Origin of the sequence: Nitrobacter sp. 62-23 (assembly GCF_001897285.1) — a bacterium.
In the GTDB taxonomy this organism is placed as follows: Bacteria; Pseudomonadota; Alphaproteobacteria; order Rhizobiales; family Xanthobacteraceae; genus Nitrobacter.
The window spans coordinates 63,679-90,463 of sequence record NZ_MKSM01000123.1; the positions used below are offsets into that span (position 1 = coordinate 63,679).

The window sequence follows — 26,785 nt, forward strand, 5'->3', positions numbered from 1 at the left end:
CGCGCGATGTTCAAGGTCCGTGTCATACCCTGCCTCGACGTGAAGGATGGCCGCGTCGTCAAGGGCGTCAACTTCGTGGATCTGCGCGATGCCGGCGACCCGGTTGAAGCCGCCATCGCCTACGATGCCGCCGGTGCCGACGAACTCACCTTTCTCGACATCACCGCGACGCACGAGAATCGCGGTATCATGCTGGATGTGGTCCGGCGCACGGCGGAAGCCTGCTTCATGCCGGTGACGGTCGGCGGCGGCGTTCGCACCATCGATGACATCCGTGTCTTGCTGCGCTCCGGCGCGGACAAGGTCTCGATCAACAGCGCGGCGGTGAGCCGGCGCGACTTCGTCAGGGAAGCCGCGGAAAAGTTCGGCGACCAGTGCATTGTGGTCGCGATCGACGCCAAGCGGGTGTCGAAAGCCGGCGGCTCGGACCGCTGGGAAATCTTCACCCATGGCGGCCGAAAATCCACCGGCATCGACGCGATCGAATATGCCCAGGAGGTGGTGTCGCTCGGCGCCGGCGAGATCCTGCTGACCTCGATGGATCGCGACGGCACCCGTCAGGGCTTCGATCTGCCGCTGACGCGTTTGGTGGCCGACAGCGTTTCGGTGCCGGTGATCGCGTCCGGCGGCGTGGGTCATCTCGATCACCTGGTCGAGGGGATTCGCGAAGGCCATGCGACGGCGGTGCTTGCCGCGTCGATCTTTCACTTCGGGGAATTTACCATTCGCCAAGCCAAGGATCATATGGCCCGCGCCGGGTTGCCGATGCGGCTCGATCCCTGACGACTCCGCTTCGCGGAAGTGCTAAACATTCAAAAATTTGCGCGTTCCGCATGATCGGCGCCAGGACAAGCAGAGTAGCATGCCGCGTTTCACGATTCATGATCTTGCCGCCACCATCGACGCCCGGGCTGTATCCGGCGGCGAGGTATCCTATACGCGAAAGCTGCTCGACAAAGGTCCTGAGCATTGCGCCAAAAAGTTTGGCGAGGAAGCCGTCGAGACGGTGATCGCTGCGGTGGAGAACGACCGGAATCACCTGATCGCCGAAGGCGCCGACGTGATGTTTCACTTCCTTGTACTGTTGAAAGCCCGCGGCGTGAAGTTCCAGGATATCGAAGATGCCCTGGCGCAGCGCACGACGATGTCGGGACTCGAAGAGAAGGCTGCGCGCAATCGCGAGTAGCCGGAGGGCGAGCTTGATGGATTCGCGGCCAGAGCAGCAGCAGTATAATCCGTACCGGATTTTCTCCCGCGCCGAGTGGGCGAAGCTCCGGCACGACATGCCGATGACGCTGGGCGCGAATGAAATCGCGGCATTGCGCTCGATGCATGACCGCCTCGATCTCATGGAAGTCGAGGAGATCTATCTGCCGTTGTCCAGGCTGTTGTCGATCTATGTCGCGTCGATGCAGCGGCTCTTCGTCGCCCAGCGCCAGTTTCTCGGCATCCACGATCGCAAGGTGCCGTATATCATCGGTGTGGCGGGATCGGTCGCGGTCGGGAAATCGACCACGGCCCGCGTGCTGCAGGCGCTGCTGGCGCGATGGTCGCCGCGCCCCAAGGTCGAACTCGTCACCACCGATGGATTTCTGTTTCCGAACGCGGTGCTCGAGCGACACGGCCTGATGCAGAAAAAGGGTTTTCCGGAGAGTTACGATTTGCCGCTATTGCTGGGGTTTCTCAGCGACGTCAAGGCGGGCCGCACGCCGGTGCGCGCGCCGGTTTACTCGCACCTGACCTACGACATCGTGCCCGATAGCTGGAACGAGGTCAGTCAGCCCGACATCCTGATCGTCGAAGGCGTCAATGTGCTGCAGACCGGCCCGCTGCCGCGCGACGGCAGGGCCGTTCCGGTTGTCTCCGATTTCTTCGATTTCTCGGTCTATCTCGACGCCGAGGAACCGGTGCTGCGGGACTGGTATGTGAAGCGTTTCCTGGCGCTGCGGGACACCGCCTTCCATGACCCGCGATCCTACTTTCATCGCTACGCGCTGCTGTCGGACGAGGAGGCCACCGCCACGGCCATCGCGATCTGGGAGCGCACCAATCGCGCCAATCTCGAGGACAACATTTTGCCGACACGGCCGCGGGCCACCCTGATTCTCAAGAAGGGAGCGGACCACGTCGTCGAGCAGGTCGCGTTGAGGCGGCTTTAGAGTCTTTCACCTTGTCATGGAAACGGTGAAAGATTCCAGATCCTTGATTTGACGCGTTTTCTTCACGCGAACCGGTATCCACTTCGCTCGAAAACGCTATAGAGCATTTTCCGGCGAAGTGGATACCGGTTCGCCGTGAGAAAATGCGAAGATTTTCAGAGCATGATCCCGAAAAGCCTGCCGGACTTGATCCCGGGTGGAACGGTTTCCGGACGGGAGCATGCTCAATCAAACAGGGCCGGATTCCACAGCGTTGAATTCAGACTTTGCCGCGACGTGACGCGCCGCCAGTTTTGCGAGCGCGTCGGCCAGCTTGTCCTGATCGAGCGGCTTGACCAGAAAGCCATCCATGCCTGCCTCCAGACAGGCATGGCGATCGTCTGTCAGCGTATTGGCCGTCAACGCCAGAATGGCGGTGCGGCGGAGGTGACCACCGGCTTCCTGTTCACGGATTTTCCGGGTGGCCTCGATGCCATCGAGCTTCGGCATCTGGACGTCCATCAGCACGAGGTCATAGGGCCTATTCGCGGTTTCGGCGGCGACCCACGATACAAGCGCTTCCTCGCCGTCTGCGGCGACGGTCACGTCATGCCCGAGCCGGGCCAGGAGCGAGCATATCAATAGCGCATTGATCTCGTTGTCCTCCGCCACGAGGATGGAAAGGCTTTGCGCAGGGGCCGGGGCCGGCGCCCCGCACGCTTCGATCGTCGCGCCATCCGGGCCGGTCATCCGCTGCGCGGTGGAGCCGTCGACCGGCGCCGTCAACCGCGCTGCGATCGACGCGGTTCGCAGGGGCTTGACCAGATAGCCCGTGAACGCGGCCGCGCCGGGAGCCTGAAGATCGTGCCTTGTCGAGGGCGTGACCAGGATGATCCGCCGCGCTGCGTGCTGGCAGGCGGCCTGACCGAACCGCCAGACATCCTCCGCGCCCATGGCATGATCGACGAATACGGTGTGCCACGGCCGCTCGGCAAGCCGCGCTTGGGCAGCGGCGATATCCGATGCCATGCAGGTCTCGGCGCCCCATCGCTCCAGCCGCCGGGCCAACAGTGATGCCTCGATCGCATGGGGGGTTACCAGCAGGATCGCTTGGCCTGTGAGGGCCGGCGGGGAAAACGGCTTTCGCTCGGAGACGCCGTCATGAGCGGCGAGGGGTATCGACACCTCGAACGCCGAGCCGGCCCCCGGCCTGCTGTCAACCGCGATGCGCCCGCCCATCCGCTTGACGATGCGATCGCTGATACTCAGTCCCAGGCCCGTGCCGCCATAGTTCCGCGCGATCTGTTCGTCGGCCTGCTCGAATTCGCGGAAAATTCGCGCCTGCGCATCCGCCGTTATGCCGATTCCGGTGTCCTGAACCAAAAAGCGGGTATCACCCGGTTGCCTGCCGGGCTCGACGATCAGCGCGACGCCGCCGGATGGCGTGAACTTGATGGCGTTTCCCGCAAGATTGAGCAGAACCTGGCGCAATCGCGCCGCGTCTCCGATCACTTCGATCGGCAGCCGGTCGTCGATAAAGGCTGCGATTTCGAGTTGCCGCGCGTGCGCACGCGGCGCCAGCAGTTCGGTGATATCCTCGATCAGGTCGGGCAGGACGAAAGGACGGTTTTCAAGCTCGATCTTGCCGGCTTCGATCTTGGAATAGTCCAGCAGTTCCTCGATCAACGACAGCAGTGCGTCGCCGGAAGTCTTGACCGCGCTGGCGTATGTTGCCTGCTCAGGCGTGAGCTGGGTGTCGAGCAACAGTCCGCTCATGCCGATGATGCCGTTCAGCGGGGTGCGAAACTCATGCGAGGTCATCGCCAGGAAACGCGATTTGGCCCGGTTGGCCGCGTTCGCGTGATCGCGCGCTTCAGCGAGCGCGCGCTCCGTCTCCATGCGGCTGGTGACATCGCGGCCGACGCATTGCAGTTCCGCCGGGTGATTGGCGTCGATCCGCACCAGGCCTTCGCGCCATGCGATCCAGCGCGGTCCGAGCGCCGTTTCGACGCGCTGATCGTGGATGCGCGTGCCGTTCGTTTCAAGCGCACTCTCACCCTGTTCAAGAACGGGGAGCGCGAACCGGCTGCCGAGCAACTCGGTTCTCGAGCGCCGGGCGAGGGCGCAATAGGCATCGTTCACCGAGGTAATAACGCCCCCCGCGTCACGCAGGACGATCAAGTCGCCTTGCGATTCGAACAGGCTGCGTGCTCGTTCCTCGGCTTCCTTCAACTCCCAGTTCCGGTCCGCGAGCGCCTCATTGTGAAGAGCCACCTTGCGAAGCTTCCTGCGCATCCAGCGCAGACGCATGCTCAGGATCGCCAGCGCGACGCAAGCCAGCGCGAAAAGGAGGCTTACGCCGATTGCAAAGGTGTTCGGGTCGTAATCGGCGCTTTTGCTTCCGGTGATGAAGCCGTAGGCGCCTCCGAACGCGATCGAGAAAGTCGTAAAGGTCCGAAAGACAAAACTCAGGCGGGGATGTCGTCGGACCAGCCGGCGCAGCCGCGCCCTGAGCCAGAACAGTCGCGCCATCATCAACCACCTAAAGTTCGTCGTGCGCCCGGCACATTCCGTCAGAGGGCGGAATGTCGTCGGCAGGAGCACTGCGATGTGCTCGCCGCAGAATGGGAAAACGACGTTGCGAAGTGTTTGAGGGACCGCGCGTAAATCCTGTCGGATGCGAACAGGGTTAAGGATGTCTTAAGCGGCGTTTTCACGGCAAAGCCGCTCTGAGGCTGATCGTTCGCGGATGTCAACGAGTGCCGGTCAGGCCGCGCGCCTGATGTCCTCCGCAAGCGCGCGATAGGACAGCGCCTCGGCGAGGTGCAGCCTGCCGATCTTGCCGGCGCCGTCGAGATCGGCGAGCGTGCGGGCGACCCGCAGCACCCGGTGATAGCCGCGCGCCGACAGACGCATGCTTTCGGCGGCCTCGCGCAGCAGCTTCAGCCCCTGTGCATCCGGCTGCGCGATTTCTTCCAGCGCGGCGGCCGGCGCTTCGGCGTTGGTGCGGACGTTCGGGAGTCCAAGCGCGGCATAGCGCGCCGCCTGAATGTCGCGGGCCACGGCGACACGGGCGGCGACTTCGGCCGACCCTTCCGAGGCGGGCGGCAGAATGAGGTCGGAGGCGGTGACGGCCGGGACCTCGATGCGCAGATCGATCCGGTCCAGCAGGGGCCCGGAAATGCGCATCTGGTAGTCGGCAGTACAGCGGTCGATGCGGCCGCGCTTGCAGGCGTAACCGGGCTCGAAGGCATGGCCGCAGCGGCATGGATTCATCGCTGCCACCATCATGAACCGCGCGGGATAGGTCACGCGATGGTTAGCGCGGGAGACCGCGATCTCGCCATTCTCCAGCGGTTGCCGCAGCGAATCCAGCACGCGCGGATCGAACTCCGGCAATTCATCGAGAAACAGCACGCCATGATGCGCGAGCGAGATCTCGCCGGGCTTGGCGCGCGTGCCGCCACCCGTCAGCGCGGCCATGCTGGCGGAATGATGCGGGGCGCGAAACGGCCGCCGCGCGGTGAGCGCTCCGCCGTCGATTTCGCCGGCGACGGACGCGATCATCGACACTTCCAGCAGTTCAGCCGGCGACAGCGGCGGAAGGATCGAGGGCAGGCGCGCCGCGAGCATCGATTTGCCGCTGCCCGGGGAGCCGACCATCAGGAGATGGTGCCCGCCGGCGGCCGCGATTTCGAGCGCACGCTTGGCGCTCTCCTGGCCCTTGATGTCGCGAAGGTCGAGAGCAACACGTTGAGTTTCGCGAATCCGGGGCTGTGGCCGTGACAGAACCTGGGTTCCCTTGAAATGGTTTGCGATCTGAATCAGCGAACTCGCGGCGATGATCTGGATGTCCGGGCTCGCCCAGGCCGCCTCCGCGCCGCAGGCTGCGGGACAGATCAGCCCCTCGTCGCGGCTGTTCGCGCCGATCGCGGCGGGAAGACCCCCGGCCACCGCCGCAATGGAGCCGTCCAGGCCGAGTTCGCCGAGCACCGAAAATCCCGACAGCGCGTCGGAGGGAATGGCGCCGATCGCCGCCATCAGGCCGAGCGCGATCGGCAGATCGTAGTGGCTGCCTTCCTTCGGCAGGTCGGCGGGGGCGAGATTGACGGTGATTCGTCGGGCCGGCAGCGCCAGACCCGAGGCGATCAGGGCGGCCCGCACCCGCTCGCGCGCCTCCGAAACCGCCTTGTCCGGCAGGCCGACTATGTTGAAGGCGGGCAGACCCGGCGCGACCTGCACCTGCACGTCGACGGCGCGCGCCTCGATGCCTTCAAATGCGACGGTGGATACCCGCTGAACCATGGCCGCGCCCCCTGTGCCATCGCGAGACTAGCTTACAACCCCCCCGAGCACAAGAACATTGAGAGAACAAAGTTCCGGGGCGTTTCTGATCATGGTCTCATCCCGGAATAGGCCTCCGCCATGCGCTGGCGCGTCATTCCGGTTCGGACCATGTTCTATGAACGTTTCGCCTCGATCCGGTCCCAGATTTTCGCGGCGATGTCGGGGCCGCCGAACGCGGCGATGGCGCGAATGCCGGTGGGTGAGGTGACGTTGATCTCGGTGAGATTGCCGTCGATGACGTCGATGCCGACGAACAGCAGCCCGCGCTCACGCAGCGAGGGGCCGATGCGCTCGCAGATCTCGCGCTCGCGGGGCGTCAGGTCGGTGGCTCTGGCGGCGCCGCCGCGAACCATGTTGGAGCGCAGATCATCCGCGGCCGGCACGCGATTGATGGCGCCGGCGAATTCGCCGTCCACGAGGATGATGCGCTTGTCGCCCTGTTTGACCTCCGGCAGGAAACGCTGGATCACCCATGGCTCGCGGAACGTCACCGAGAACATGTCGAACAGCGACCCGAAATTCATGTCCTGCGGCATCACGCGAAACACCGCAGCTCCGCCGTGACCATGCAGCGGTTTCATCACCACCGCGCCGTGCTCGGCGCGAAACGAATTGATCTCGTCGAGATCGCGCGAGATCAATGTCGGCGGCATCAGTTCGGGAAAATCCATCACGAACAGCTTTTCCGGCGCGTCGCGCACGCTCGCGGGATCGTTCACCACCAGCGTCTTCGGATGGATGCGCTCGAGCAGATGAGTGCTCGTGATGTAAGCGAGATCGAACGGCGGATCCTGCCGCAGCAGCACGACGTCGAACGATTCCATATGCGTGCGCGTCGCATCGCCGAGTGTAAAATGATCGTTGTCCTGATCGCGCACGGTCAGCGGCTGGACCGGCGCAACCACGTCCTTGCTGCGCAGGGACAGCTTGTCCGGCGTGTAATACGAGAGCGTGTGGCCGCGTCTCTGCGCCTCCAGCAACAGCGCGAATGTCGAATCGCCGCGCACGTTGATGCGCGCGATGGGATCCATCTGAACGGCGACGTTCAATTTCATGGTGCTCGTCCGTTGATTTCAACCGGAGACGCGTAAGCTCCTCAGGCTATGTACTGGCGTCGAATGCACCTGGCAAATGGCGCGGCAACCGTCGCGGCGCAATCAGCATGGCGTCGAAACGAAGCTCGAAAGCTGCATGTTCGGGATGCGCCATCAGCCAGCCCTGGGCGGCGGCGATGATTCGAAGTTGTTGCCGCGGCGTCACCGCATAGGCGGCTTCATCGAGGCTGCGGCGGGCCTTGACCTCGACGAAGGCGAGAAGCTGTCGCCGCCGCGCCACGATGTCGATCTCGCCATGCGGCGTGCGAAACCGTCGCGCCAGAATCCGGTAGCCTTTGGCGATCAGAAAAGCGGCGGCGCGATTCTCCGCCGAAAGGCCCGTATGGAAGGCCGCGACCCGCTCCGGCGCTGCCGTCTTCGCGCGGTCGAGGGAATCGTCCCTACCTGCGGTCATTGGCGCCCCTGGCCCGGCCTTGTCCGGCGAGTTCAAGCGCGCGGGCATAGACTTCGCGACGCGGGCGGCCCGACATTTCGACTGCCCGCGCGACGCTGTCCTTGACGCTGCTTTGCTTCAGCGAAGTCAGCAGCAGTTCGTCCAGGTCTTCGGATGACATCATGCCCGCGTCAGCCGGAGGCGGGCCGACCACCAGCACAAATTCGCCCCGCGTTTCCAGCGCGTCTGCGGCGTCTGCGAGTTCTCCGAGGGGTGCGCGGCGGATGTCCTCGTGCAGCTTCGTCAGTTCGCGACAGATCGCGGCGTCGCGATGTCCGAGCATGGTTGCGAGATCGCGCAAGGATTCCCGGATGCGGCTGCCGGATTCAAACATGACCAGCGTGGCGTCGATCCTTGCAAGTTCGGCAAGGCGCGTACGGCGCGCGGCCTCCTTTGCCGGCAAAAATCCGTCGAAGTAGAACCGGTCCGTCGGCAGCGCGGCGACTGCGAGCGCGGCCAGCACGGACGATGGTCCGGGCAACGCAACGACCCGATGGCCCGCGGCGGAGACCTCGCGGACCAGCTTGAATCCGGGGTCGGAAATCAGCGGCGTTCCGGCATCGGAGACCAGCGCGATCGAGGCTCCAGCCGCAAGCTGCTCCAGAATTTTCGGACGGGCGGCCGCAGCGTTATGGTCGTGATACGGCTTGAGTACGGCTGTGATCGCGAAGCGTTCGGTGAGACGACGCGTGATGCGGGTGTCCTCGCATGCGATGATATCGACGCCGGCGAGCGTCTCCAGTGCCCGCAGGGTGATGTCGCCGAGATTTCCGATCGGCGTAGCGACCAGATGAAGACCCGGCGCAACCTTCGGTGCGACCAGTTGACGACCCGCGATAGAAAAGGTCCGGATACCGGGAGTTTCGGCGTCCGGTTTCAGCGGGGCTGATTTTGCGCGCATGGCGCTGCACTCTATAGCGTTTTGGAGCGAAGTGGATACCGGTTCGCGGCCGGAAAACCCCTCCGGTCCGGTGATTTCGGCTGGTTCCGCCCGTCCACAAGGTTGGGTACGATGTCAAGTCGAGGCGGGACACGGTCCCTGTGTTCGGGTAACTATTCGTCCGCAATATGCCTGATTCCCTCGGGAGATTGCGCTGGGCCTGCGCGGACGGGTTCATGGCAAGGATAATAATGGCGGACCCGTTCAAATCGAAACCTGAACGTCCGGGCATGACCCGCCGGGCGGCGTTGGGTTTTGTCATTGGCGCGCCCTTGCTCGGAGCCTGCTCGGGCGTCCAGCAATCGCTGATCGGTTCGTCCACCCAGCCGTCGACGGCCACGCCGGCTCGGCAGGGCGTCACGATCGGAACGGGCCAGGTCAAGGTGGGACTGGTCCTCCCGTTGTCGGCTGCGGGCAATGCCAGCATCGCGGCGCAGTCGATGAAGAATGCCGCCGAAATGGCGCTGGCTGAGTTTCAGAACCCGAATATCCAGTTGCTGGTCAAGGACGATGCCGGTTCGGCGCAAGGCGCGCAGCAGGGCGCGCAACAGGCCCTTGATGACGGCGCCGAAATCATCCTCGGTCCGCTGTTTGCTGCGTCCGTTCCGGCGACCGCGCAGGCGGCGCGCACGCGCGGCATTCCGGTGATTGCGTTCTCGACCGATTCAAGCGTTGCGGGCCGGGGCGTCTATCTCCTGAGCTTTCTTCCTGAGTCCGATGTGAACCGGATCGTCGAATATGCCGCAAGCGTCGGAAAGCGCTCGTTTGCCGCCATGGTGCCCGAAAACGCCTACGGCAACGTGGTTGAGGTCGCCTTCAAGCAGACGGTCGGGCGGCACGGCGGGCGGATCGTCGCATTCGAGAAATACGGCGCGGATCGTGCCGGCGCGGCGAAGAATGTGGCGCAGTCGCTTCGCTCGGCCGATGCGCTGCTTATCGCCGATGACGGCGATGCGGTGGTCTCAGTTGCGGATGCGCTCACGGCGGCCGGCGCCAACCTGCGCAACGTCCAGCTTCTCGGCACCGGCCTGTGGGACAACCCACGCGTCTTCGCCAGCGCCGCGCTGCAAGGCGGTCTCTACGCCGCTCCCGACCCGTCCGGCTTCCGCGCCTTCGCGGGCCGTTACCGCGCCAAATTCGGCGGCGAGCCGGTGCGCACGGCGACCCTTGCCTATGATGCGGTGGCGCTGGTCGCGGCTCTCGCCCGCACCCAGGGGCCGCAGCGCTTCGCGGCGGAGACGCTGACAAACCCGTCCGGTTTTGCTGGCATCGACGGCCTGTTTCGATTTCGTTCGGACGGCACCAACCAGCGGGGCCTCGCCGTCATGCGTGTCGCGTCCGGTGGTGGCCAGGCGGTTGCCGGATCGCCCAAGAGCTTTGGCGCCTGATCCCTTGGTGGCACCCTTGGCGGCATCCCTTGGTGGCCGGAATCAGGCGGCGAGATCGGCCACCACCGCATCGAGCAGCGGAAAGCCATCCTGCGTGACCCGCAAACGGCCGTCGGGGCTGATCGCGATCGCGCCTTCCTCGCGCAAAATCGCGATTCGCCGCGGATCGAGAGGGCGGCCCGCCAGCGCCGCGTAACGCTGCGGATCGATGCCCTCGCGCAAGCGCAGCCCCATCAGCAGGAACTCGTCGGCGCGCTCTTCGCTGTTCAGGAGATCGTCGGCGACGATCCCGTTCCCGATCGCCTCGACCCGCATGAGCCAGGCTTCGGGCCGCTTTTCGGTGGCGATCGCGTGCCTGTCGCCATCAATGTCGAGACGTCCGTGCGCCCCGGGACCGATGCCCGCATACTCCTGCCCGCGCCAGTAGACCAGGTTGTGCCGGCATTCGGCGCCGCTCCGCGCGTGGTTGGAAATCTCATAGGCCGGCAGGCCATGACGCGCGCAGATCTCCTGCGTGACGTCATACAAAGCGCGCGCGATCGCCTCGTCTGGCGTCCTGAGTTTGCCGGCCGCGTGCAGGCCGTAAAACGGCGTGCCTTCCTCGATGGTCAATTGATAGAGCGACAGATGCTCGGCGGCTTGCGAGATCGCGCGCTGCAATTCCTCCGCCCACATCTCAGGCGTCTGGTCGGGGCGCGCATAGATCAGATCGAAGGAATAGCGGTCGAACACCGAGCGCGCGATCGCGACCGCGTCCAGCGCCTCGCGGGCGGTGTGCAGCCGTCCGAGAGCTTTCAGCGAGGCATCGTCGAGCGCCTGCACGCCGAGCGAGACGCGAGTGACGCCGGCTGTGCGATAGCCGCGGAACCGCGTGGCCTCGACGCTGGTGGGATTGGCCTCCAGCGTGATCTCGACGTCATCAGCAACGCTCCAATGCTGTCCGATTGCTTCGAGGATGGCGCCGACGGTCTGCGGCTGCATCAAGGACGGGGTGCCGCCGCCGAGGAAGATCGAGGACACGTCGCGGCCGGGTGCGCGGGCGGCGGTGGTTTCGATCTCGCGCACGAATGCCCGCACGAAGCGTTCTTCATCGATCGGGGCGTGGCGGACATGACTGTTGAAGTCGCAATACGGGCACTTCGACAGGCAGAACGGCCAGTGCACATAGACGCCGAAAGCGGGTTTCGTGTCAGCGGCGAGCAAGGACAATCTCCGCAAGCTTCACGAACGCGCGGGCGCGATGCGACAGGCCGAGGCCGACCGGCGGCAGCCCGTGCTTCTCGATGCTGGTCATCTCGCCGAAGGTGCGGGCGTGACCGTCCGGCAGGAACGCCGGATCGTAGCCGAAACCGGCCGTGCCGCGCGGGGGCCAGACCAGCGTGCCGTCGACGCGGGCCTCGACCTCCTCGAGATGGTCGTCGGGCCATGCGACGCATAATGCCGATACGAAGTGAGCCCGGCGCTTCTCCGGCGTGGTCGCGCCGCGCTCTTGCAACAGCCGCTCGATCCGCCCCATCGCCGCGGAAAAATCCGCAGGCTTGCCGGCCCAGCGCGCGGAATGGATGCCGGGCGCGCCATCGAGCGCGTCGACGACAAGACCGGAATCGTCGGCAAAGGCCGGAATCTTCGCGCGTCGCGCTGCGGCGATGGCCTTGATCCGGGCGTTGGCGCGGAAGTCGTCGCCGGTTTCCTCGGGCTCGCCGAGACCGAGTTCCCCGGCAGAGACCGCCTCGACGCCGTAGGGCGCGAGCAATTCGCGCATCTCGGCGAGCTTGCCGGGATTGTGGGTGGCGATCACGAGCTTGCCGTCGATGCGACGATGCTGAGTCATGGAGACTTGATAACCGGTCATGGCCGGGCTCGTCCCGGCCATCCACGTCGTAATCCAAAACCAAATTCAGAAAGCAGAGCAGGCCCGGTACAAGGCCGGGCATGGTCGCATTTAAATCACGCCACCGCCATTTTCTGCAAATCCACCAGCCGCGCGACCCCTTTTTTGGCGAGCGCCATCAGCGCCAGAAACTCATCCCCCGAGAACGGGGTCTTCTCGGCGGTTCCCTGCACCTCGATGATGCGCCCGTCGCCGGTCATGACGAAATTGGCGTCGGTATCGGCTTCCGAATCCTCCGCATAGTCCAGATCGAGGACGGGCGTACCGTTATAGATGCCGCATGAGACCGCCGCCACGTTGTCGCGAAGCACGCCTGGCTTGAGCATGTTGCGGGCCTTCATCCAGCCGACGCAGTCGGCCAGCGCGACCCACGCGCCGGTGATCGAGGCCGTGCGCGTGCCGCCGTCGGCCTGAATGACATCGCAATCGATCGTGATCTGGCGTTCGCCGAGCGCCTCGAGGTCGACCGCGGCGCGCAGGGAGCGGCCGATCAGGCGCTGGATTTCGACGGTCCGGCCGCCCTGCTTGCCGGCGGAGGCCTCGCGCCGGGTCCGCTCCAGCGTGGCGCGCGGCAGCATTCCGTATTCGGCCGTGACCCAGCCGCGCCCCTGGCCCTTGAGCCAGGGCGGCAGCCGCTCCTCCAGCGTCGCGGTCACCAGCACATGGGTATCGCCGAATTTCACCAGGCAGGAGCCCTCGGCATATTTGACGACGCCACGTTCGAGCGACACGGCGCGCAGTTCATCGGGTGCACGGCGACTCGGCCGCATGGGAAACCCTCCAGCTATCTGGTGGAAATCGATACTTTCGCCGGTGCTTTTAGGGTCGCCAAGCCGCAACGGCAAGGCTTGAGCATCGATTGTTGCCAAGCTGCTTGCAGCCGATGCCTCCGGGGGACAAATTAGAGGCAGCCATGATGCGCGGGAGTGAGCGTTGGTCCATCACGAATCGATCGGCCTGATTGCACCGAATGCCGGGCTGGCCCAGTTGAACGAGCGGTCGCGCGACATTTTCCGTCAGATCGTCGAGAGCTATCTCGCGACCGGCGAGCCCGTGGGCTCGCGCAATATTTCCCGCCTGATCGCGGTGCCGCTGTCGCCGGCATCGGTTCGCAACGTGATGTCGGATCTCGAACAGCTCGGGCTGATCTATGCGCCGCATACCTCGGCCGGACGCTTGCCGACCGAACTCGGCCTCCGCTTCTTTGTCGATGCCCTGATGCAGGTCGGCGACGTCACCGAGGCGGAGCGCCAGTCGATCCAGACCCAGCTCGCCTCGGTCGGCAAGGCGCAGTCCGTCGAAGCCGCGCTCGGCGAAGCCTTGACGCGGCTGTCGGGATTGACGCGCGCGGCGGCGGTGGTTCTGACGGCCAAATCCAACGTCCGCCTGAAGCACATCGAGTTTGTCAGGCTGGAGCCGGAGAAGGCGCTGGTCGTGCTCGTCGCCGAGGACGGGCAGGTCGAGAACCGCGTGCTGACGCTGCCGTCCGGCGTTCCGGCGTCCGCGCTGACCGAAGCGTCGAATTTTCTCAATGCGCGAATCCGCGGCCGGACGCTCGCCGAGGCGCGCCTCGAATTGGAGTCCGCTCTGGCGCAAGGCAAGGCGGAACTCGATCAGCTCACCCAGAAGATCATCGCGGCCGGAATTGCGAGCTGGTCGGGCGGCGATAGCGACGATCGGCAACTGATCGTGCGCGGCCACGCCAATCTGCTTGAGGACCTGCACGCGATGGAAGACCTCGAACGGGTGCGATTGCTGTTCGATGACCTCGAAACCAAACGCGGCGTCATCGACCTGCTCGGCCGCGCCGAAAGCGCCGAGGGCGTCCGCATTTTCATTGGTTCGGAAAACAAGCTGTTTTCGTTGTCGGGGTCCTCGACGATCATCGCGCCCTACAGCGACGGCGCCGGTCATATCGTCGGCGTGCTCGGCGTGATCGGGCCGACGCGGCTGAATTACGCGCGGGTGATCCCGATGGTCGATTACGCGGCCCGCATCGTCAGCCGGATGCTCGGCGGCTGAGCCGGTCCTCGCCGCCCACCGCGCTTGATTTTTACGCCTGAACCACGATATCCCGCAGGTTCATCCCTTATCAATTCGGGACTATTTTGCGAAAAGGCTCCATGATGACCGATTCCGACGGCAAGAGAGACAATTCCGGCGATCCTGCTCCGGAGGCCGAGCCGGTGGTATCCAAGCCGTACATCATGCCCGACGAACCCGAGGAAGGGTCGCTGGATGCGCTGACCAAGGAAGTCGCGGAAGCGAAGGACCGGATGCTGCGCACGCTGGCGGAGATGGAGAATCTACGCAAGCGCACCGCGCGGGAGGTGTCGGACGCGCGCGCCTATGCCATATCGGGGTTCGCCCGCGACGTGCTGGATATTGCCGACAATCTGCAGCGCGCGCTCGATGCGGTGCCGGCCGAGGCGCGCGCCGCGGCCGAGCCCGGGCTGACAGCCCTGATCGAGGGCGTCGAGCTGACCGAACGTTCACTGCACAACGCGCTGGAGAAGCACGGCGTGCGGAAGTTCGATCCGGCCGGTGAAAAGTTCGATCCGAACGTTCATCAGGCGATGTACGAAGTTCCCGATTCGTCGATTCCCGCCGGCACGATCGCGCACGTCATTCAGGCCGGTTACATGATCGGCGAGCGGGTGTTGCGCCCGGCGATGGTGGGTGTTGCGAAGGGCGGCGCCAAGCCGGCCGCTTCCGAACAGGGTTAGCCTGTTTCGCGGGCTTGTCCGCAAGGTCTGAAAGGTCTGTCTACTAAGAGGTCGGTCTACTGGGATTTGGGCCGGATGCCGTCGCGCACTGCGCGAAAGCGTGGAAACGCGGCGGACCATCCGTCTCGCGGTGTGCTGCCGATCAGCCGCATGGCCGTGTTTCCGCTGCCGAACGCCAGCCATTGGACGACGGTCACCGGCGCGTTCGTCTGTGCGTTGGTGGCGTCGATCCGCGTTTCAAAGCCGGGTGATCCGTTGATCCGCATCGGCTCCGACATCGTAATACGCGCCTCGCGCAGGTTTGGAATCGTGGTGGCGACATCGCGTGCAAACCGGCCCCGGTCATCCGGCCGTTCCGGAGTCGATCCGATCGGAGTGATGATCATGAAGGCCTTGCTGTCGATGTCGGTGTCCGTTTCGGCGTCGGAGAGCAGGATGGCTCCCGGCCCCAATGTGCGGACGGTCTTGAAAGAACTCAATTCGGTCAGCTTGAAGGGCAACAGGCCAAGCTGCTCCTCGATCGGGACTTCCTTGCGCAGGGCCACCGTTGCGAACATCTTCTGGACGGCCTGGTCGGAATAGATCTTCTCGACGTTCTCCGGCACTTGCGCCGCGACGTATCCGGAGAAAGTGTTTCCCGACACCACCATCGAATAGCGCCGGACGTTGTCATTGCCGCTCTTGGCGTTCTCGACGATGAAATAGCCTTGTCCGCTTGCGGTCTCGATGCCTTGAGGCTTTGGACCCTGGGTGCCGGGCGCATCGGATCTGGCGGCGGCCTCCACGTCCCGAAAGGCGGCGGGGGGAAGTTCTGCGACGACGACCTTGACCTGATGATCGACGGTCTCGAAGCCGGGAAACGCCTTCGCGGGGGAAAGGCCGATCAGCGGAACCAGCCCGATCCGGGTGCCCGGCGCATAAATCAGGCCGTCGGCGAAAGCGGGAGCGGCGCCTGTCAGCAGGCACAGGGCGGCTACCAGATGCGTGAGATATCTCATGGGAAGCTTTCTGGAGTTGCATTGAGGCCGTTCAATGATCGGTCGATACAGTGCTCTCGCCGCTTTCGCCAATCTGTCCTGGCGGCGCTTCCGCATTTCGTTAACGCACCGGATCGCAATTTCGCAATTTGCCGGCTTGGTCCGGTGGCAGGCCCGCTCCCCAAAAATGGGTGTTTTCCGCCATGAAGGATCGCGCCGGTCCTTGCGGCCACCACCCCCCCTCCTATATGAGGCTCACCGTCGCTATATCGCGCGCATTTGATATCTGGGGGTCTGGAAGAGGGTGCCGTCAGGGCCCGGCCGGACTGCCGCAACAAGAGGGATACAAGGACCATGGGAAAGGTCATAGGGATCGACCTCGGCACCACGAATTCGTGCGTCGCCGTAATGGACGGCAAGACGCCGAAAGTCATCGAAAATGCGGAAGGGATGCGGACCACCCCGTCCATCGTCGCCTTCAGCGATGATGGCGAGCGGCTCGTCGGGCAGCCGGCCAAGCGTCAGGCCGTGACCAATCCCGAACGGACCATTTTCGCCGTCAAGCGTTTGATCGGCCGCCGTTACGATGATCCCACCGTGGAAAAGGACAAGCACCTCGTCCCCTACAAGATCGCGAAAGCCGGCAACGGCGACGCCTGGGTCGAGGTCGACGGCAAGACCTATTCCCCTTCGCAGATTTCGGCTTTCATTCTCCAGAAGATGAAGGAGACCGCCGAAGCCCATCTGGGCCAGAAGGTCGATCAGGCCGTCATCACGGTCCCCGCTTATTTCAACGACGCCCAACGACAGGCGACCAAGGACGCTGGCAAGATCGCCGGTCTCGAAGTGCTGCGCATCATCAACGAGCCGACCGCGGCGGCGCTGGCCTACGGCCTCGACAAGTCGAAGGCCGGCACCATCGCCGTCTACGATCTGGGTGGCGGCACGTTCGACGTGTCGATCCTGGAGATCGGCGACGGCGTGTTCGAGGTGAAGTCGACCAACGGCGATACGTTCCTGGGCGGCGAAGACTTCGACATGCGTCTGGTCAACTATCTGGCCGATGAATTCCAGAAGGAGCAGGGCATCAACCTGCGCAACGACAAGCTCGCCTTGCAGCGGCTGAAGGAAGCCGCCGAGAAGGCCAAGATCGAGCTGTCGTCGACCACGCAGACCGAAATCAACCTGCCGTTCATCACGGCCGATCAGTCCGGCCCGAAGCATCTGACGATGAAACTCACCCGCGCCAAGTTCGAGGCGCTGGTCGACGATCTCATCCAGAAGACCATCGAGCCGTGCCGCAAGGCGCTGAAGGACGCCGGCCTGACGGCGGGCGAGGTCGGCGAGGTGGTGCTGGTCGGCGGCATGACGCGCATGCCGAAGGTTCAGGAAGTCGTCAAGCAGTTGTTCGGCAAGGAGCCGCACAAGGGCGTCAACCCGGACGAGGTTGTCGCGATCGGCGCGGCGATCCAGGCCGGCGTTCTGCAGGGCGACGTCAAGGACGTCCTGCTGCTCGACGTCACGCCGCTGTCGCTGGGCATCGAGACGCTGGGCGGCGTGTTCACCCGCATCATCGATCGCAACACCACGATCCCGACCAAGAAGAGCCAGGTGTTCTCGACTGCCGAGGACAACCAGAACGCCGTCACCATCCGCGTCTTCCAGGGCGAGCGCGAAATGGCGGCCGACAACAAGATTCTCGGTCAGTTCGATCTGATGGGCATTCCGCCCGCCCCGCGCGGCATGCCGCAGATCGAGGTGACGTTCGATATCGACGCCAACGGCATCGTCAACGTCTCGGCGAAGGACAAAGCGACCGGCAAGGAGCAGCAGATCCGCATCCAGGCGTCCGGCGGTCTGTCCGAGGCCGACATCGAGAAGATGGTCAAGGACGCGGAAGCCAACGCAACCGAGGACAAGAAGCGCCGCGAGGCGGTCGACGCCAAGAACCACGCCGATGGCCTGGTGCACTCGACCGAGAAGGCGCTGAGCGAACATGGCTCCAAGATCGAGGAAAGCGAGCGCCGCGCCATCGAGGACGCCGTCAGCGATCTGAAGGAGGCGCTGAAAGGCGACGACGCCGAGGCGATCAAGGCCAAGACGAATACGCTGGCGCAGGCGTCCATGAAACTCGGCGAAGCCATGTACAAGCAGCAGGCGGAAGCCGACGCAGCCAAGGACGCCGCGAAGGACGATGTCGTCGACGCCGAGTTTACCGAGGTCGACGACGACAAGAACAAGAAGTCTGCTTAAGCAGCGAGAATGACCATGACCCCCGTTTCCTCGGAGCACGCAAAGCGTCTCGAAGGGCGGGGGTTATGTTTTTTTAAGCGGGACGCTGCATCCTCTGGCGAGCGAATCACTCATGCGCCTTTTGGGATGAAGCGACGTTCGGGCGGTATGGACTGATGTCGACCAAGCGCTGTTACTACGAAACCCTTGAGGTCGACCGGAACGCGGACGAATCCAAGCTCAAGGCGGCCTTTCGCAAACTGGCCATGAAATGGCATCCGGATCGAAATCCGGGCGATGCGACCAGCGAGATACGCTTCAAGGAAATCAACGAGGCCTATGAGGTTCTGAAGGACGGCGATAAACGCGCCGCCTACGATCGTTTCGGCCATGCCGCGTTCGAGCACGGCGGCATGGGTGGCGGCGGAGGCGCTGGATTCGGCGCTGGATTCGCGTCATCGTTCTCCGACATTTTTGAAGACCTGTTCGGAATGGCCGGGCAGCGCGGTCGGGGCGGCGGCCGGGAGCGCGGCGCCGACCTTCGCTACAATATGGAAATCTCGCTGGAGGAAGCCTTCCAGGGAAGGATGGCTCAGATCGAAATTCCGGTTTCGGTCACCTGCGAGTCCTGCTCGGGCACCGGCGCCAAGGCAGGGACCAAGCCGAAGAACTGCTCGATGTGCGGCGGCGCGGGGCGGATTCGTCAGGCCCAGGGCTTCTTCACGCTGGAGCGTACCTGTCCCGGCTGTCAGGGACGCGGTCAGATGATCGAGGACCCCTGCCCCTCCTGTAGCGGTTTGGGCCGCGTCAGCCGCGAACGATCGCTATCGGTCAACATTCCGCCCGGCGTCGAGGATGGCACCCGCATCCGCCTGGCTGGCGAGGGCGAGGCCGGAATCCGGGGCGGTCCGCCGGGCGACCTCTATATTTTCCTGTCCCTCACGTCGCATGAGTTCTTCCAGCGCGATGGCGCCGACCTGCATTGCCGCGTCCCGATCTCGATGGTCACGGCCGCGCTTGGCGGAGAATTCGAGGTGCCGACCATCGACAAGAGCAAGACGAAGGTGAAGGTGCCGTCCGGCACCCAGTCAGGCCGCCGATTCCGAATCGCATCCAAAGGCATGCCCGTGCTTCGCTCGCGCCAGACCGGTGATATGTATGTGCAAGTGGTGGTTGAAACGCCGCAGAATCTGACCAAGAAGCAGCAGGACCTTCTCGCCGAGTTTGAAAAATTATCGTCGGGAGCAACCCAGCCCGAGGCGGCGGGTTTCTTCACTAAGGTCAAGGACTTCTTCGGTACGCGCGCGGGCCCTTGAAGAGCGTTTTGCTTGACCGCTTCGATTGTCGGCTGTACCTGTGTATAACTTAAGTCTGACATCCTGCCAGTAGTGACCCACCTGGGTGCAAAATGCCTTTGCAAATGTCCGCGCGTGCGTTGAAGAAACCGCTCCGCCTCGATGACGAGGTTCGCTTTCTCCGCTCGTGGATCGAAAAGCCGCTCCATATGGGTGCGGTCATGCCGTCCGGGCGCCTCCTGGCCCGCACCATGGCGCAATATGTCGATGTCGGATCGAGCGATCCTGTTGTCGAACTTGGGCCGGGCACCGGCGCCATCACCAATGCGCTGATCGAGCACGGCGTGGATCAGAAGCGTCTCGTGCTGGTCGAATACGATCCGGGATTTTGCGCCCTGCTTCGCGATCGTTATCCTCAGGCGACGGTGGTTCAGGGTGACGCCTATACGTTGCGGGACTCGCTGTGGAACGTGCTGGGCGCTCGCGCCTCGGCCATCGTCTCCGGCCTGCCGCTCGTCACCAAACCGATGTTGACGCGGCTCAGGTTGATCCGCGATGCTTTCGCGACGCTCGCCCCCGGCGCGCCGTTCGTGCAGTTTACCTATTCGGTCGTGCCCCCGATCCCCAAATCGTTGCCGGGCATCTCGACGGAAGCGTCCGAGCGGATCTGGATGAATCTTCCTCCTGCGCGGGTCTGGGTGTATCGCAGGCGCTGACGGGCCGGCGCGGCGGCTGGTTTGTCCGCGATGCGACTGATGTCCGCACCGCAAACTCTCGTTATTCCCTGTTTGTGGCGCCTGGAATATAACGCTTCGCTGCCGCCTTGCTCAAGAACGCGGACGGTTTGCGCCTCGTGCGTTCAGAAGCGGAAAGGCTCCAGAGCATGATCCCGAAAAGGGGAAACCGGTTTTCGGAAAAGATCGTGCTCAAACGATAAAGACAAGCGGCGAGTTTTGATTCAACGCAGTCGAAACAGATTTTAGGTTTCAGCCAGTGCCTTCGTGGTTGCACCGGCCTTCGCGGGAAGCTTGATCGGTTGCCGGCACACCCGGCCCCCGCTATACCCGGAGAACATTTTTAAGGACCCGGTTCGTGGCCGACATGCGTTTGATTGTTGCGGGAGCAGGCGGCCGGATGGGTCGCGCCCTGGTGCGCGCGATGGCGGAAACCGGCGGCGCGGTGCTGGCGGGCGCGCTGGAGTCGCCAGGATCTGAACTGGTCGGAAAGGACGCCGGTGTTCTGGCCGGCCTTCCTGCCAACGGAATCGAAGTATCGGCTGATCTCTGGTCAATGGCGGCGAAGGCCGACGGCATCCTGGATTTTACGGTTCCGGCCGCGACCATCGCGAACGTCGCCATCGCCGCCGAGCGCCGCCTGGTTCACGTCATCGGCACCACGGGCCTGTCGGCTTCGGACATGGCGGTGATCCGCAGCGTGACCTCCCGCACGGTGGTCGTGCAGTCGGGCAACATGAGTCTCGGCGTCAATCTGCTCGCAGCGCTGGTGAAGCGGATGGCGCAGTCGCTGGACGAAGGTTTCGATATCGAAGTTCTTGAAATGCATCACCGGGCCAAGATCGACGCGCCCTCCGGCACCGCGCTGATGTTGGGGCAAGCGGCGGCGGATGGCCGCAAGATCGTGCTGGACCAGCACGCGGCGCGTGGCCGCGACGGGGTCACCGGGGCCCGTAGATCGGGCGACATCGGTTTTGCCTCGCTTCGCGGCGGGACCGTGTCCGGAGATCACAGCGTCATCTTCGCGGGTCCCTATGAGCGTATAACATTGTCTCATCACGCCGAGGACCGGATGATCTTCGCGCATGGTGCATTGAAAGCCGCAATGTGGGCGCAAGGCAAGGCACCCGGCCTTTATTCGATGGCCGACGTGCTTGGGCTTGGACACTTCTAGCGGCTATCAGGACTGAAGAAAGCGGGAACAGGCAGAATGAGCGAACGTCTTCTGGTGCTCGTGCGTCACGGCCAGAGCGAATGGAATCTGAAGAACCTGTTCACGGGCTGGAAGGATCCCGATCTGACCGAACTCGGCGTGGCCGAGGCGAGGGAGGCGGGACGCAAGCTGAAGGCACAGGGGTTTGTGTTCGACATCGCCTTCACCTCGGTGTTGATCCGCGCCGAGCACACACTCGACCTCGTGCTGGAGGAATTGGGCCAGACCGGAATTCCGGTCAGGAAAGACCAGGCGTTGAACGAACGGGACTACGGCGACCTCGCCGGCCTCAACAAGGATGAGGCTCGAAAAAAATGGGGCGAAGAGCAGGTGCTGATCTGGCGCCGGTCGTATGATGTGCCGCCGCCAGGCGGCGAGAGCTTGAAGGATACGCTGGCACGCACGCTGCCGTACTTCGTGCAGGAAATCCTGCCCTGCGTGCTGCGCGGCGAGTGCACGCTCGTCGCGGCGCACGGCAATTCGCTGCGCGCGCTCGTCATGGTGCTGGAGAAGCTGTCGCCGGAGCAGATTCTCAAGCGCGAGCTTGCGACCGGTGCGCCCGTGATCTATCGGCTGAATGCCGACGCGACCGTGGCCTCCAAGCTCGATCTCGCGGCCTGATAAATTTCATTCCAGGCCGATCTGCCCGGCTTCCCATCCCAGCATCGCCTGCTTGCGGGTGACTCCCCAGTGATATCCAGTCAGTGCGCCGCTTTTGCCGAGCACGCGATGGCAAGGCACCACGAACGATATCGGATTCTTGCCGACCGCGGCGCCGACGGCGCGCGACGCCTTCGGGCGATCGATATCAGCGGCGATGCTTGAATAGGTCGTGGCATTGCCCATGGGAATCCTGAGCAGGGTCTGCCAGACCCGGACCTCGAAGTCCGTGCCGATCAGGACCACCCGCAGCGGTTGATCCGCGCGCCAGAGATTCGTATCGAACACACGCTGCGCCAGCGCAGCCGTTCGGACGTGATCCTCGACATAGGTAGCATGGGGCCAACGCCGTTTCATATCGGTCAGCGCCGCCTGCTCCCCGCCCGGGTCGGCGAAAGCGAGTCCGGCAAGGCCGCGGTCGCTGGCGATCACGATCGCGGCTCCGAATGGCGAAGGGTGAAAGCCGAAGGCCAGCGTCGTGCCTGCGCCGCCGTTCTTCCATTCGCCGGGCGACATCGCCTCATGCGTGACGAACAAGTCGTGCAGGCGGCCCGGCCCGGACAGGCCGGAGTCCAGAGCAGCGTCAAGCACGCTGGCGGACTTGCGCAACAACCCCCTGGCGTGGTCGAGCGTCAGCGCCTGCATGAAGGCTTTCGGCGTCAAGCCCGCCCAGCGGCGGAACAGGTGATGCAGTTCATCCGGCGTGACGCCGGCGGCATCGGCTGTCGCCTCGATGGTCGGCTGCGCGCGCCAATTTTCGGAGATGAAAGCGATCGCGCGACGCACCGAATCGTAATCGCGCACCGCAGCGTTTTGCTTGCCAGGCTTTGCGGGGCGCGGGTCGGTCGGAACAAGTTCTTTTGCGAGTGTCACCATGCCTCAGTGTAGGGCGGCCGCCTTGTCGCGGCCACCCGATTCCCGCGGGCGGGCTTCTCTGGCGGTTTTCAATAGAACCTCGGGCTCGATCGGGCGGTGGACACCGGTTCGCGCGAACAGAAAGCCTCAACTGATAATAACGCTCTAGGTGATCGGATTGTAGATCGGACCGCGCTTCGCGATCTGGAGCGCATTGGAGAAGGCTTTGACAAAACTTGATTTTTCGTCAGGACCAAGAAAATTCGCGATCGAGATCCGGCGGCCGCGCGAAACCAGATAGAGCCGCTCGATGCCGTAGTCCTCATGCACGATCTGATCAAGATGCACCCATAGCGGGTTCGAAACCCACTCGACGATATGACCGCGATGCGTGGTGCGCCGCACCCGCAACTCAAGATGGGTGATTGAGATTTCCTCGGTGGCCAAAGCGCGCCGGAAGTTGATGCGGAAAGCCCAGTAGACGGCGAGAACATCGAGACCGAAAAAGCCGAATACCGGCCAGGCTCCCATCATCAGGAACATCATTCCCGCGGCAAAACTAATCAGGGTCAGAACCGCCATCAGCACCATGAAACGGGTGCGGTTCAACGAACGGTGCGGCGTCAGCAGCGCCGAAAACAGCGTCTGCTCTGCGAGTTGCGGACCATCCAAGTTACTGTCTAATGTCATTAGGAACCATTATATCACGATCATGTCGAAAAACACTCGCCGCACCTTTGCAACGCTGGGGTCCGTTCGCGCGCGGCCTGCCGGACCTGAAAAGATGCCTCCGGCGGATCCTCGGCAGCAAAAATCCGTTGCGGCGAAATCGAGGCAGGACTCGGCGGCAAAAAAACAGCGAAAGCCGGCCCTGACGTCGGGGACGAAAGCCGCCAATCAGCCTGCCGCCAAGTCGCCGGTCAGGCCTGCGCGCGGGTCGGCGACGCGCAAACCGTCCCTCAGGCCCTGGACGGCAGCCGAAGTCAGGGAAGCCTTCGAGCGGTTCCGCAAGGCCAATCCCGAGCCCAAGGGCGAGCTCGAACATCTCAACCCCTACACGCTGCTGGTCGCGGTGGTGCTGTCGGCTCAGGCGACCGACGCCGGCGTCAACAAGGCTACTCGCGCGCTGTTCGCTGTCGCCGACACACCCGCCAAGATGCTGGCTCTCGGTGAGGAAAAGGTCCGTGATTACATCAAGACCATCGGGCTTTATCGCAACAAGGCGCGGAACATCATCGCGCTGTCGGAAAAACTGCTCGCGGACTTCAACGGCGAAGTCCCGCGCAGCCGCGCCGGAATCGAATCGCTGCCCGGCGCGGGCCGCAAGACCGCAAACGTGGTGCTCAACATGGCTTTCGGGGAGCACACGATGGCGGTTGATACCCACGTTTTCCGCGTCAGCAACCGTACCGGCATGGCGCCCGGCAGAACGCCGCTCGAGGTCGAGCTCGGACTTGAGCGCGTGGTCCCCGACGAGTTCATGCTGCATGCGCATCACTGGCTGATCCTGCACGGACGCTATACCTGCCTCGCGCGGTCGCCGCGCTGCGCAGTTTGCCTGATTAATGACCTCTGCCGCTGGCCGGAAAAGACGATCTAGTGGAGTGAATTTGACATTCGCTACCCACTTTGCAGCGAACGTGTCAGGCGAATGTCAAATTCAAAACTCCACCAGAAACCTGATAGTTGCTAGTGGTCCTTTGATTCTAACATTTGCAAGAACTCCCTGCGGCAACGGGATGCAAATGTTAGAATTGGACCACTAGTGTCCCGATTCCGAAGTTCGTATACCCTTGCAGCAACCTCTGATGCGAACTTCGGAATCGGGACACTAGCAACTTTATGATTCTAGTGTGGTTTAGGTTCAGAAGTTCGCTTGACGGACTTGATTGAGCACTGAAGCGAACTTCTGAACCACCACACTCGTGATCTTCCGCTTCTGATGCCACCAGAGGCGGCTCAGGATTTTGACCGGACGCGGTTCTTCACGCGAACCGATATCCCGGCCGAGGCCGAGACATGCTTTGCTCGAAACCGCTATAAAATCCGTTTCGACTGGTTGAACCAGTATCGTCGCTTATCTTTTTGTTTGAGCATGATCTTTTCCGAAACCGGTTTTCCCTTTTCGGGATCATGCTGCAGTTCAGACAACTCATGCGAGACCGCATAGCCGCGAACGCTTGAAGCGACCTGGGCAAAAACCGAAAAAACGCCTCGATCGCTGGTCCGCCGGATACAGAAACAAACTCAGAAACCCGGAATATGTTTCTTTCTAAAACAGCGTGTCTTCTAAATGCTCAGCTTTGCCGAGGCCATCAGGATGTCACTGGTCGCCTGCCGGGTGCGGTTGGCGAGTTCGTCGCGAAGGCGGCGGGCAGCGGCGGGATCGCTGTCGAGCACGCGCAGGAACAAGGTGCGCGGAATGCGGATCACCATCGAATATTCCAGCGCGACCGCCGTCGCGGGGCGCGCCATCGGAACGATCAGCGCCAGTTCGCCGATCAGCGTGCCGCGCCCGGCCATCACTTCCCCCTCGCCGCCGCCCTCGACATGAATGCGAAAGCCGCCGTCCTGAACGACGTAGCCTGCGTCCGCGTCGTCGCCGGCGCGAAACAGGATCGACCCGCGGGCGAACTGCTGTTGCTCGGCTCCGATGGCGAGCACGCGCAGCGCCGCGGCTCCCAGCAGGCGCAGGGTCGGGACGCGCTCGAGCAGGACAACGTCATCGTCGATTGACATAGAGGACCAGTCGGCGATCCAGGTCGGGATCGCCCGAAAAACGGTTGTGGCGAGAGCTGATACGAATTGTCAGCCTATAGCGTTTTCGAGCGAAGTGGAATCCGGTTGGCGTGAAGAAAACGCGCCAGATCATGCTCATTCAGAAAGACGGGGCCGGAGTTTGCCTAAACCCGGTTGACCGGACGCATCAGGGCACGAGTTTGTAGCCACCGGCTTCGGTGACCAGAATCTCGGGATTGGCGGCGTCTTTCTCGATCTTCTGACGCAGGCGGTAAATATGGGTTTCCAGCGTGTGGGTGGTGACGCCGGAATTGTAGCCCCAGACCTCCTGCAGCAGCGTCTCGCGCGACACCGGCATCTGCCCGGCCCGGTACAGGAACCGCAGGATCGCGGTCTCCTTTTCAGTCAGCCGCACCTTCTTGGCGGTGGCGGTCGTGAGCATCTTGGAGCCGGGCCGGAAGCTGTAGGGGCCGACCGAAAACACCGCGTCCTCGCTGGCCTCATGCTGACGCAACTGCGCGCGGATGCGCGCCAGCAGCACCGCGAAGCGGAACGGTTTGGCGATGTAGTCGTTGGCGCCGGACTCAAGGCCCAGAATCGTGTCGGAGTCGGTATCGTGTCCGGTGAGCATGATGATCGGCGCCTTGAAGCCGCCCTTGCGCAAGCTGCGCACCACCTCGCGCCCGTCGGTATCGGGCAGGCCCACATCCATCAGCACGAGATCGGGCGAATGGGCCTTGGCGGCGCTGGCGCCCTTGGCGCCGGTATCAACGGCGGAAGCCTCGAATTCCTCGTGCAGGGACAGTTGCTCGACCAGCGTGTCGCGTAGATCGGTATCGTCGTCCACGATCAGGATTTTACGGGCGTTGGCCATCGATGCGATCCTCCTGGCGGCGGGAACAGACGGCGGCGACCAACCACTTCAATGGGTGTGCCACCTTCACTGGGTCGTGTAGGTCGTGCGTCCGGACGTATGACAGTTGCAGCGATTCATCTCCCGAGCGAGTCTACTCCAGAACCGGCGGGAATTTGGGTGAATGTTCCTGTAAAATCTGCAGGTTCCTATATCCGGACAGCAGCGCGGGCGAGACCCCCTCATTCC

Annotated in this window: 25 protein-coding genes; 12 read left to right on the top strand and 13 right to left on the bottom strand. The window is 63.5% G+C overall.

The features are described 5' to 3' along the window. The first annotated feature begins 6 nt into the window (after window positions 1-6). From hisF to coaA, 3 genes are all read left to right on the top strand, one after another. Complete coding sequence (gene hisF / locus BGO16_RS14330; RefSeq protein ID WP_292619456.1) at window positions 7-783, top strand: imidazole glycerol phosphate synthase subunit HisF; 777 nt, start codon at window positions 7-9, stop codon at window positions 781-783. Window positions 784-862: 79 nt separating this feature from the next. After that, window positions 863-1,186, top strand: a complete 324-nt coding sequence (locus BGO16_RS14335; RefSeq protein WP_292619458.1) for a phosphoribosyl-ATP diphosphatase — start codon at window positions 863-865, stop codon at window positions 1,184-1,186. Between the two features lie 16 nt (window positions 1,187-1,202). After that, on the top strand, window positions 1,203-2,159 hold the full coding sequence (coaA, locus tag BGO16_RS14340; protein ID WP_292619460.1) for a type I pantothenate kinase: 957 nt from the start codon (window positions 1,203-1,205) through the stop codon (window positions 2,157-2,159). A 228-nt stretch (window positions 2,160-2,387) separates the two neighbouring features. Here the strand turns inward: coaA and BGO16_RS14345 are convergent, their stop codons facing one another. From BGO16_RS14345 to rsmI, 5 genes are all read right to left on the bottom strand, one after another. Beyond that, on the bottom strand, window positions 2,388-4,673 hold the full coding sequence (locus tag BGO16_RS14345) for a response regulator (protein WP_292619462.1): 2,286 nt from the start codon (window positions 4,671-4,673) through the stop codon (window positions 2,388-2,390). Between the two features lie 231 nt (window positions 4,674-4,904). Continuing rightward, window positions 4,905-6,443 (bottom strand): YifB family Mg chelatase-like AAA ATPase, encoded by a 1,539-nt coding sequence (locus BGO16_RS14350; RefSeq protein ID WP_292619464.1) that lies wholly within the window; start codon window positions 6,441-6,443, stop codon window positions 4,905-4,907. Window positions 6,444-6,598: 155 nt separating this feature from the next. After that, entirely contained in the window at window positions 6,599-7,540 is a 942-nt protein-coding gene (gene gshB, locus BGO16_RS14355) for a glutathione synthase (protein ID WP_292619466.1), read from the bottom strand. Window positions 7,541-7,586: 46 nt separating this feature from the next. Next, window positions 7,587-7,994: a YraN family protein gene (locus tag BGO16_RS14360; protein WP_292619468.1), complete on the bottom strand. Its 408-nt coding sequence runs from the start codon at window positions 7,992-7,994 to the stop codon at window positions 7,587-7,589. After that, the gene (gene rsmI, locus BGO16_RS14365) at window positions 7,981-8,934 is read right to left on the bottom strand and encodes a 16S rRNA (cytidine(1402)-2'-O)-methyltransferase (RefSeq protein ID WP_292619470.1); all 954 of its coding nucleotides are present in this window, start codon (window positions 8,932-8,934) and stop codon (window positions 7,981-7,983) included. The genes BGO16_RS14360 and rsmI overlap by 14 nt, the downstream gene beginning before the upstream one ends. Window positions 8,935-9,149: 215 nt before the next feature. Here rsmI and BGO16_RS14370 point away from each other — a divergent pair, with 215 nt between their 5' ends. Further along, complete coding sequence (locus BGO16_RS14370; protein WP_292619472.1) at window positions 9,150-10,361, top strand: penicillin-binding protein activator; 1,212 nt, start codon at window positions 9,150-9,152, stop codon at window positions 10,359-10,361. 42 nt (window positions 10,362-10,403) lie between these two features. On the opposite strand, the gene hemW is transcribed toward BGO16_RS14370, so the two are convergent. From hemW to rph, 3 genes are all read right to left on the bottom strand, one after another. Then, on the bottom strand, window positions 10,404-11,564 hold the full coding sequence (gene hemW / locus BGO16_RS14375; RefSeq protein ID WP_292619474.1) for a radical SAM family heme chaperone HemW: 1,161 nt from the start codon (window positions 11,562-11,564) through the stop codon (window positions 10,404-10,406). Then, window positions 11,551-12,192: an RdgB/HAM1 family non-canonical purine NTP pyrophosphatase gene (gene rdgB, locus BGO16_RS14380; protein ID WP_292619516.1), complete on the bottom strand. Its 642-nt coding sequence runs from the start codon at window positions 12,190-12,192 to the stop codon at window positions 11,551-11,553. Before rdgB ends, hemW begins: the two co-directional genes overlap by 14 nt. A 116-nt stretch (window positions 12,193-12,308) precedes the next feature. Continuing rightward, the gene (gene rph, locus BGO16_RS14385) at window positions 12,309-13,022 is read right to left on the bottom strand and encodes a ribonuclease PH (RefSeq protein WP_292619476.1); all 714 of its coding nucleotides are present in this window, start codon (window positions 13,020-13,022) and stop codon (window positions 12,309-12,311) included. Between the two features lie 163 nt (window positions 13,023-13,185). On the opposite strand from rph, the gene hrcA reads away from it, so the two are divergent. After that, window positions 13,186-14,274 (top strand): heat-inducible transcriptional repressor HrcA, encoded by a 1,089-nt coding sequence (gene hrcA, locus BGO16_RS14390; RefSeq protein ID WP_292619478.1) that lies wholly within the window; start codon window positions 13,186-13,188, stop codon window positions 14,272-14,274. A gap of 104 nt (window positions 14,275-14,378) precedes the next feature. Beyond that, window positions 14,379-14,978: a nucleotide exchange factor GrpE gene (gene grpE / locus BGO16_RS14395; protein ID WP_292619518.1), complete on the top strand. Its 600-nt coding sequence runs from the start codon at window positions 14,379-14,381 to the stop codon at window positions 14,976-14,978. Window positions 14,979-15,034: 56 nt separating this feature from the next. Here grpE and BGO16_RS14400 read toward each other — a convergent pair whose 3' ends face one another. Next, on the bottom strand, window positions 15,035-15,976 hold the full coding sequence (locus BGO16_RS14400) for a hypothetical protein (RefSeq protein ID WP_292619480.1): 942 nt from the start codon (window positions 15,974-15,976) through the stop codon (window positions 15,035-15,037). 333 nt (window positions 15,977-16,309) lie between these two features. On the opposite strand from BGO16_RS14400, the gene dnaK reads away from it, so the two are divergent. The 5 genes from dnaK (at window position 16,310) to BGO16_RS14425 (ending at window position 22,050) form a co-directional block, all read left to right on the top strand. Further along, the gene (gene dnaK / locus BGO16_RS14405) at window positions 16,310-18,208 is read left to right on the top strand and encodes a molecular chaperone DnaK (protein WP_292619482.1); all 1,899 of its coding nucleotides are present in this window, start codon (window positions 16,310-16,312) and stop codon (window positions 18,206-18,208) included. A gap of 155 nt (window positions 18,209-18,363) precedes the next feature. Beyond that, complete coding sequence (gene dnaJ / locus BGO16_RS14410; RefSeq protein ID WP_292619483.1) at window positions 18,364-19,503, top strand: molecular chaperone DnaJ; 1,140 nt, start codon at window positions 18,364-18,366, stop codon at window positions 19,501-19,503. Between the two features lie 92 nt (window positions 19,504-19,595). Then, complete coding sequence (locus tag BGO16_RS14415; RefSeq protein ID WP_292619484.1) at window positions 19,596-20,198, top strand: rRNA adenine N-6-methyltransferase family protein; 603 nt, start codon at window positions 19,596-19,598, stop codon at window positions 20,196-20,198. 376 nt (window positions 20,199-20,574) lie between these two features. After that, window positions 20,575-21,390, top strand: coding sequence for a 4-hydroxy-tetrahydrodipicolinate reductase (dapB, locus tag BGO16_RS14420; protein WP_292619486.1), 816 nt, complete (start codon window positions 20,575-20,577; stop codon window positions 21,388-21,390). Window positions 21,391-21,426: 36 nt separating this feature from the next. Then, a complete protein-coding gene (locus BGO16_RS14425; RefSeq protein ID WP_292619488.1) occupies window positions 21,427-22,050 on the top strand; it encodes a 2,3-bisphosphoglycerate-dependent phosphoglycerate mutase in 624 nt (207 codons plus the stop codon). A gap of 6 nt (window positions 22,051-22,056) precedes the next feature. Here BGO16_RS14425 and BGO16_RS14430 read toward each other — a convergent pair whose 3' ends face one another. Beyond that, a complete protein-coding gene (locus tag BGO16_RS14430) occupies window positions 22,057-22,965 on the bottom strand; it encodes a bifunctional helix-turn-helix domain-containing protein/methylated-DNA--[protein]-cysteine S-methyltransferase (RefSeq protein WP_292619490.1) in 909 nt (302 codons plus the stop codon). 144 nt (window positions 22,966-23,109) lie between these two features. Continuing rightward, window positions 23,110-23,634, bottom strand: coding sequence for a DUF2244 domain-containing protein (locus tag BGO16_RS14435; RefSeq protein WP_292619492.1), 525 nt, complete (start codon window positions 23,632-23,634; stop codon window positions 23,110-23,112). A 94-nt stretch (window positions 23,635-23,728) separates the two neighbouring features. On the opposite strand from BGO16_RS14435, the gene nth reads away from it, so the two are divergent. Then, window positions 23,729-24,544: an endonuclease III gene (nth, locus tag BGO16_RS14440; RefSeq protein ID WP_292619494.1), complete on the top strand. Its 816-nt coding sequence runs from the start codon at window positions 23,729-23,731 to the stop codon at window positions 24,542-24,544. A 689-nt stretch (window positions 24,545-25,233) separates the two neighbouring features. Here nth and BGO16_RS14445 read toward each other — a convergent pair. Continuing rightward, window positions 25,234-25,683, bottom strand: coding sequence for a cyclic nucleotide-binding domain-containing protein (locus BGO16_RS14445; protein ID WP_292619496.1), 450 nt, complete (start codon window positions 25,681-25,683; stop codon window positions 25,234-25,236). Window positions 25,684-25,870: 187 nt separating this feature from the next. Further along, on the bottom strand, window positions 25,871-26,557 hold the full coding sequence (locus BGO16_RS14450; RefSeq protein WP_292619498.1) for a response regulator transcription factor: 687 nt from the start codon (window positions 26,555-26,557) through the stop codon (window positions 25,871-25,873). Between the last annotated feature and the right edge of the window lie 228 nt (window positions 26,558-26,785).

Excerpts from the sequence above, each read along its gene's own strand:
- hisF (WP_292619456.1), top strand. The coding sequence starts at position 7 with ATGTTCAAGGTCCGTGTCATACCCTGCCTCGACGTGAAGGATGGCCGC.
- BGO16_RS14335 (WP_292619458.1), top strand. The coding sequence starts at position 863 with ATGCCGCGTTTCACGATTCATGATCTTGCCGCCACCATCGACGCCCGG.
- coaA (WP_292619460.1), top strand. The coding sequence starts at position 1,203 with ATGGATTCGCGGCCAGAGCAGCAGCAGTATAATCCGTACCGGATTTTC.
- BGO16_RS14345 (WP_292619462.1), bottom strand. The coding sequence starts at position 4,673 with ATGATGGCGCGACTGTTCTGGCTCAGGGCGCGGCTGCGCCGGCTGGTC.
- BGO16_RS14350 (WP_292619464.1), bottom strand. The coding sequence starts at position 6,443 with ATGGTTCAGCGGGTATCCACCGTCGCATTTGAAGGCATCGAGGCGCGC.
- gshB (WP_292619466.1), bottom strand. The coding sequence starts at position 7,540 with ATGAAATTGAACGTCGCCGTTCAGATGGATCCCATCGCGCGCATCAAC.
- BGO16_RS14360 (WP_292619468.1), bottom strand. The coding sequence starts at position 7,994 with ATGACCGCAGGTAGGGACGATTCCCTCGACCGCGCGAAGACGGCAGCG.
- rsmI (WP_292619470.1), bottom strand. The coding sequence starts at position 8,934 with ATGCGCGCAAAATCAGCCCCGCTGAAACCGGACGCCGAAACTCCCGGT.
- BGO16_RS14370 (WP_292619472.1), top strand. The coding sequence starts at position 9,150 with ATGGCAAGGATAATAATGGCGGACCCGTTCAAATCGAAACCTGAACGT.
- rdgB (WP_292619516.1), bottom strand. The coding sequence starts at position 12,192 with ATGACTCAGCATCGTCGCATCGACGGCAAGCTCGTGATCGCCACCCAC.
- rph (WP_292619476.1), bottom strand. The coding sequence starts at position 13,022 with ATGCGGCCGAGTCGCCGTGCACCCGATGAACTGCGCGCCGTGTCGCTC.
- grpE (WP_292619518.1), top strand. The coding sequence starts at position 14,379 with ATGACCGATTCCGACGGCAAGAGAGACAATTCCGGCGATCCTGCTCCG.
- BGO16_RS14400 (WP_292619480.1), bottom strand. The coding sequence starts at position 15,976 with ATGAGATATCTCACGCATCTGGTAGCCGCCCTGTGCCTGCTGACAGGC.
- dnaK (WP_292619482.1), top strand. The coding sequence starts at position 16,310 with ATGGGAAAGGTCATAGGGATCGACCTCGGCACCACGAATTCGTGCGTC.
- dnaJ (WP_292619483.1), top strand. The coding sequence starts at position 18,364 with ATGTCGACCAAGCGCTGTTACTACGAAACCCTTGAGGTCGACCGGAAC.
- BGO16_RS14415 (WP_292619484.1), top strand. The coding sequence starts at position 19,596 with ATGCCTTTGCAAATGTCCGCGCGTGCGTTGAAGAAACCGCTCCGCCTC.
- BGO16_RS14425 (WP_292619488.1), top strand. The coding sequence starts at position 21,427 with ATGAGCGAACGTCTTCTGGTGCTCGTGCGTCACGGCCAGAGCGAATGG.
- BGO16_RS14430 (WP_292619490.1), bottom strand. The coding sequence starts at position 22,965 with ATGGTGACACTCGCAAAAGAACTTGTTCCGACCGACCCGCGCCCCGCA.
- BGO16_RS14435 (WP_292619492.1), bottom strand. The coding sequence starts at position 23,634 with ATGACATTAGACAGTAACTTGGATGGTCCGCAACTCGCAGAGCAGACG.
- nth (WP_292619494.1), top strand. The coding sequence starts at position 23,729 with ATGCCTCCGGCGGATCCTCGGCAGCAAAAATCCGTTGCGGCGAAATCG.
- BGO16_RS14445 (WP_292619496.1), bottom strand. The coding sequence starts at position 25,683 with ATGTCAATCGACGATGACGTTGTCCTGCTCGAGCGCGTCCCGACCCTG.
- BGO16_RS14450 (WP_292619498.1), bottom strand. The coding sequence starts at position 26,557 with ATGGCCAACGCCCGTAAAATCCTGATCGTGGACGACGATACCGATCTA.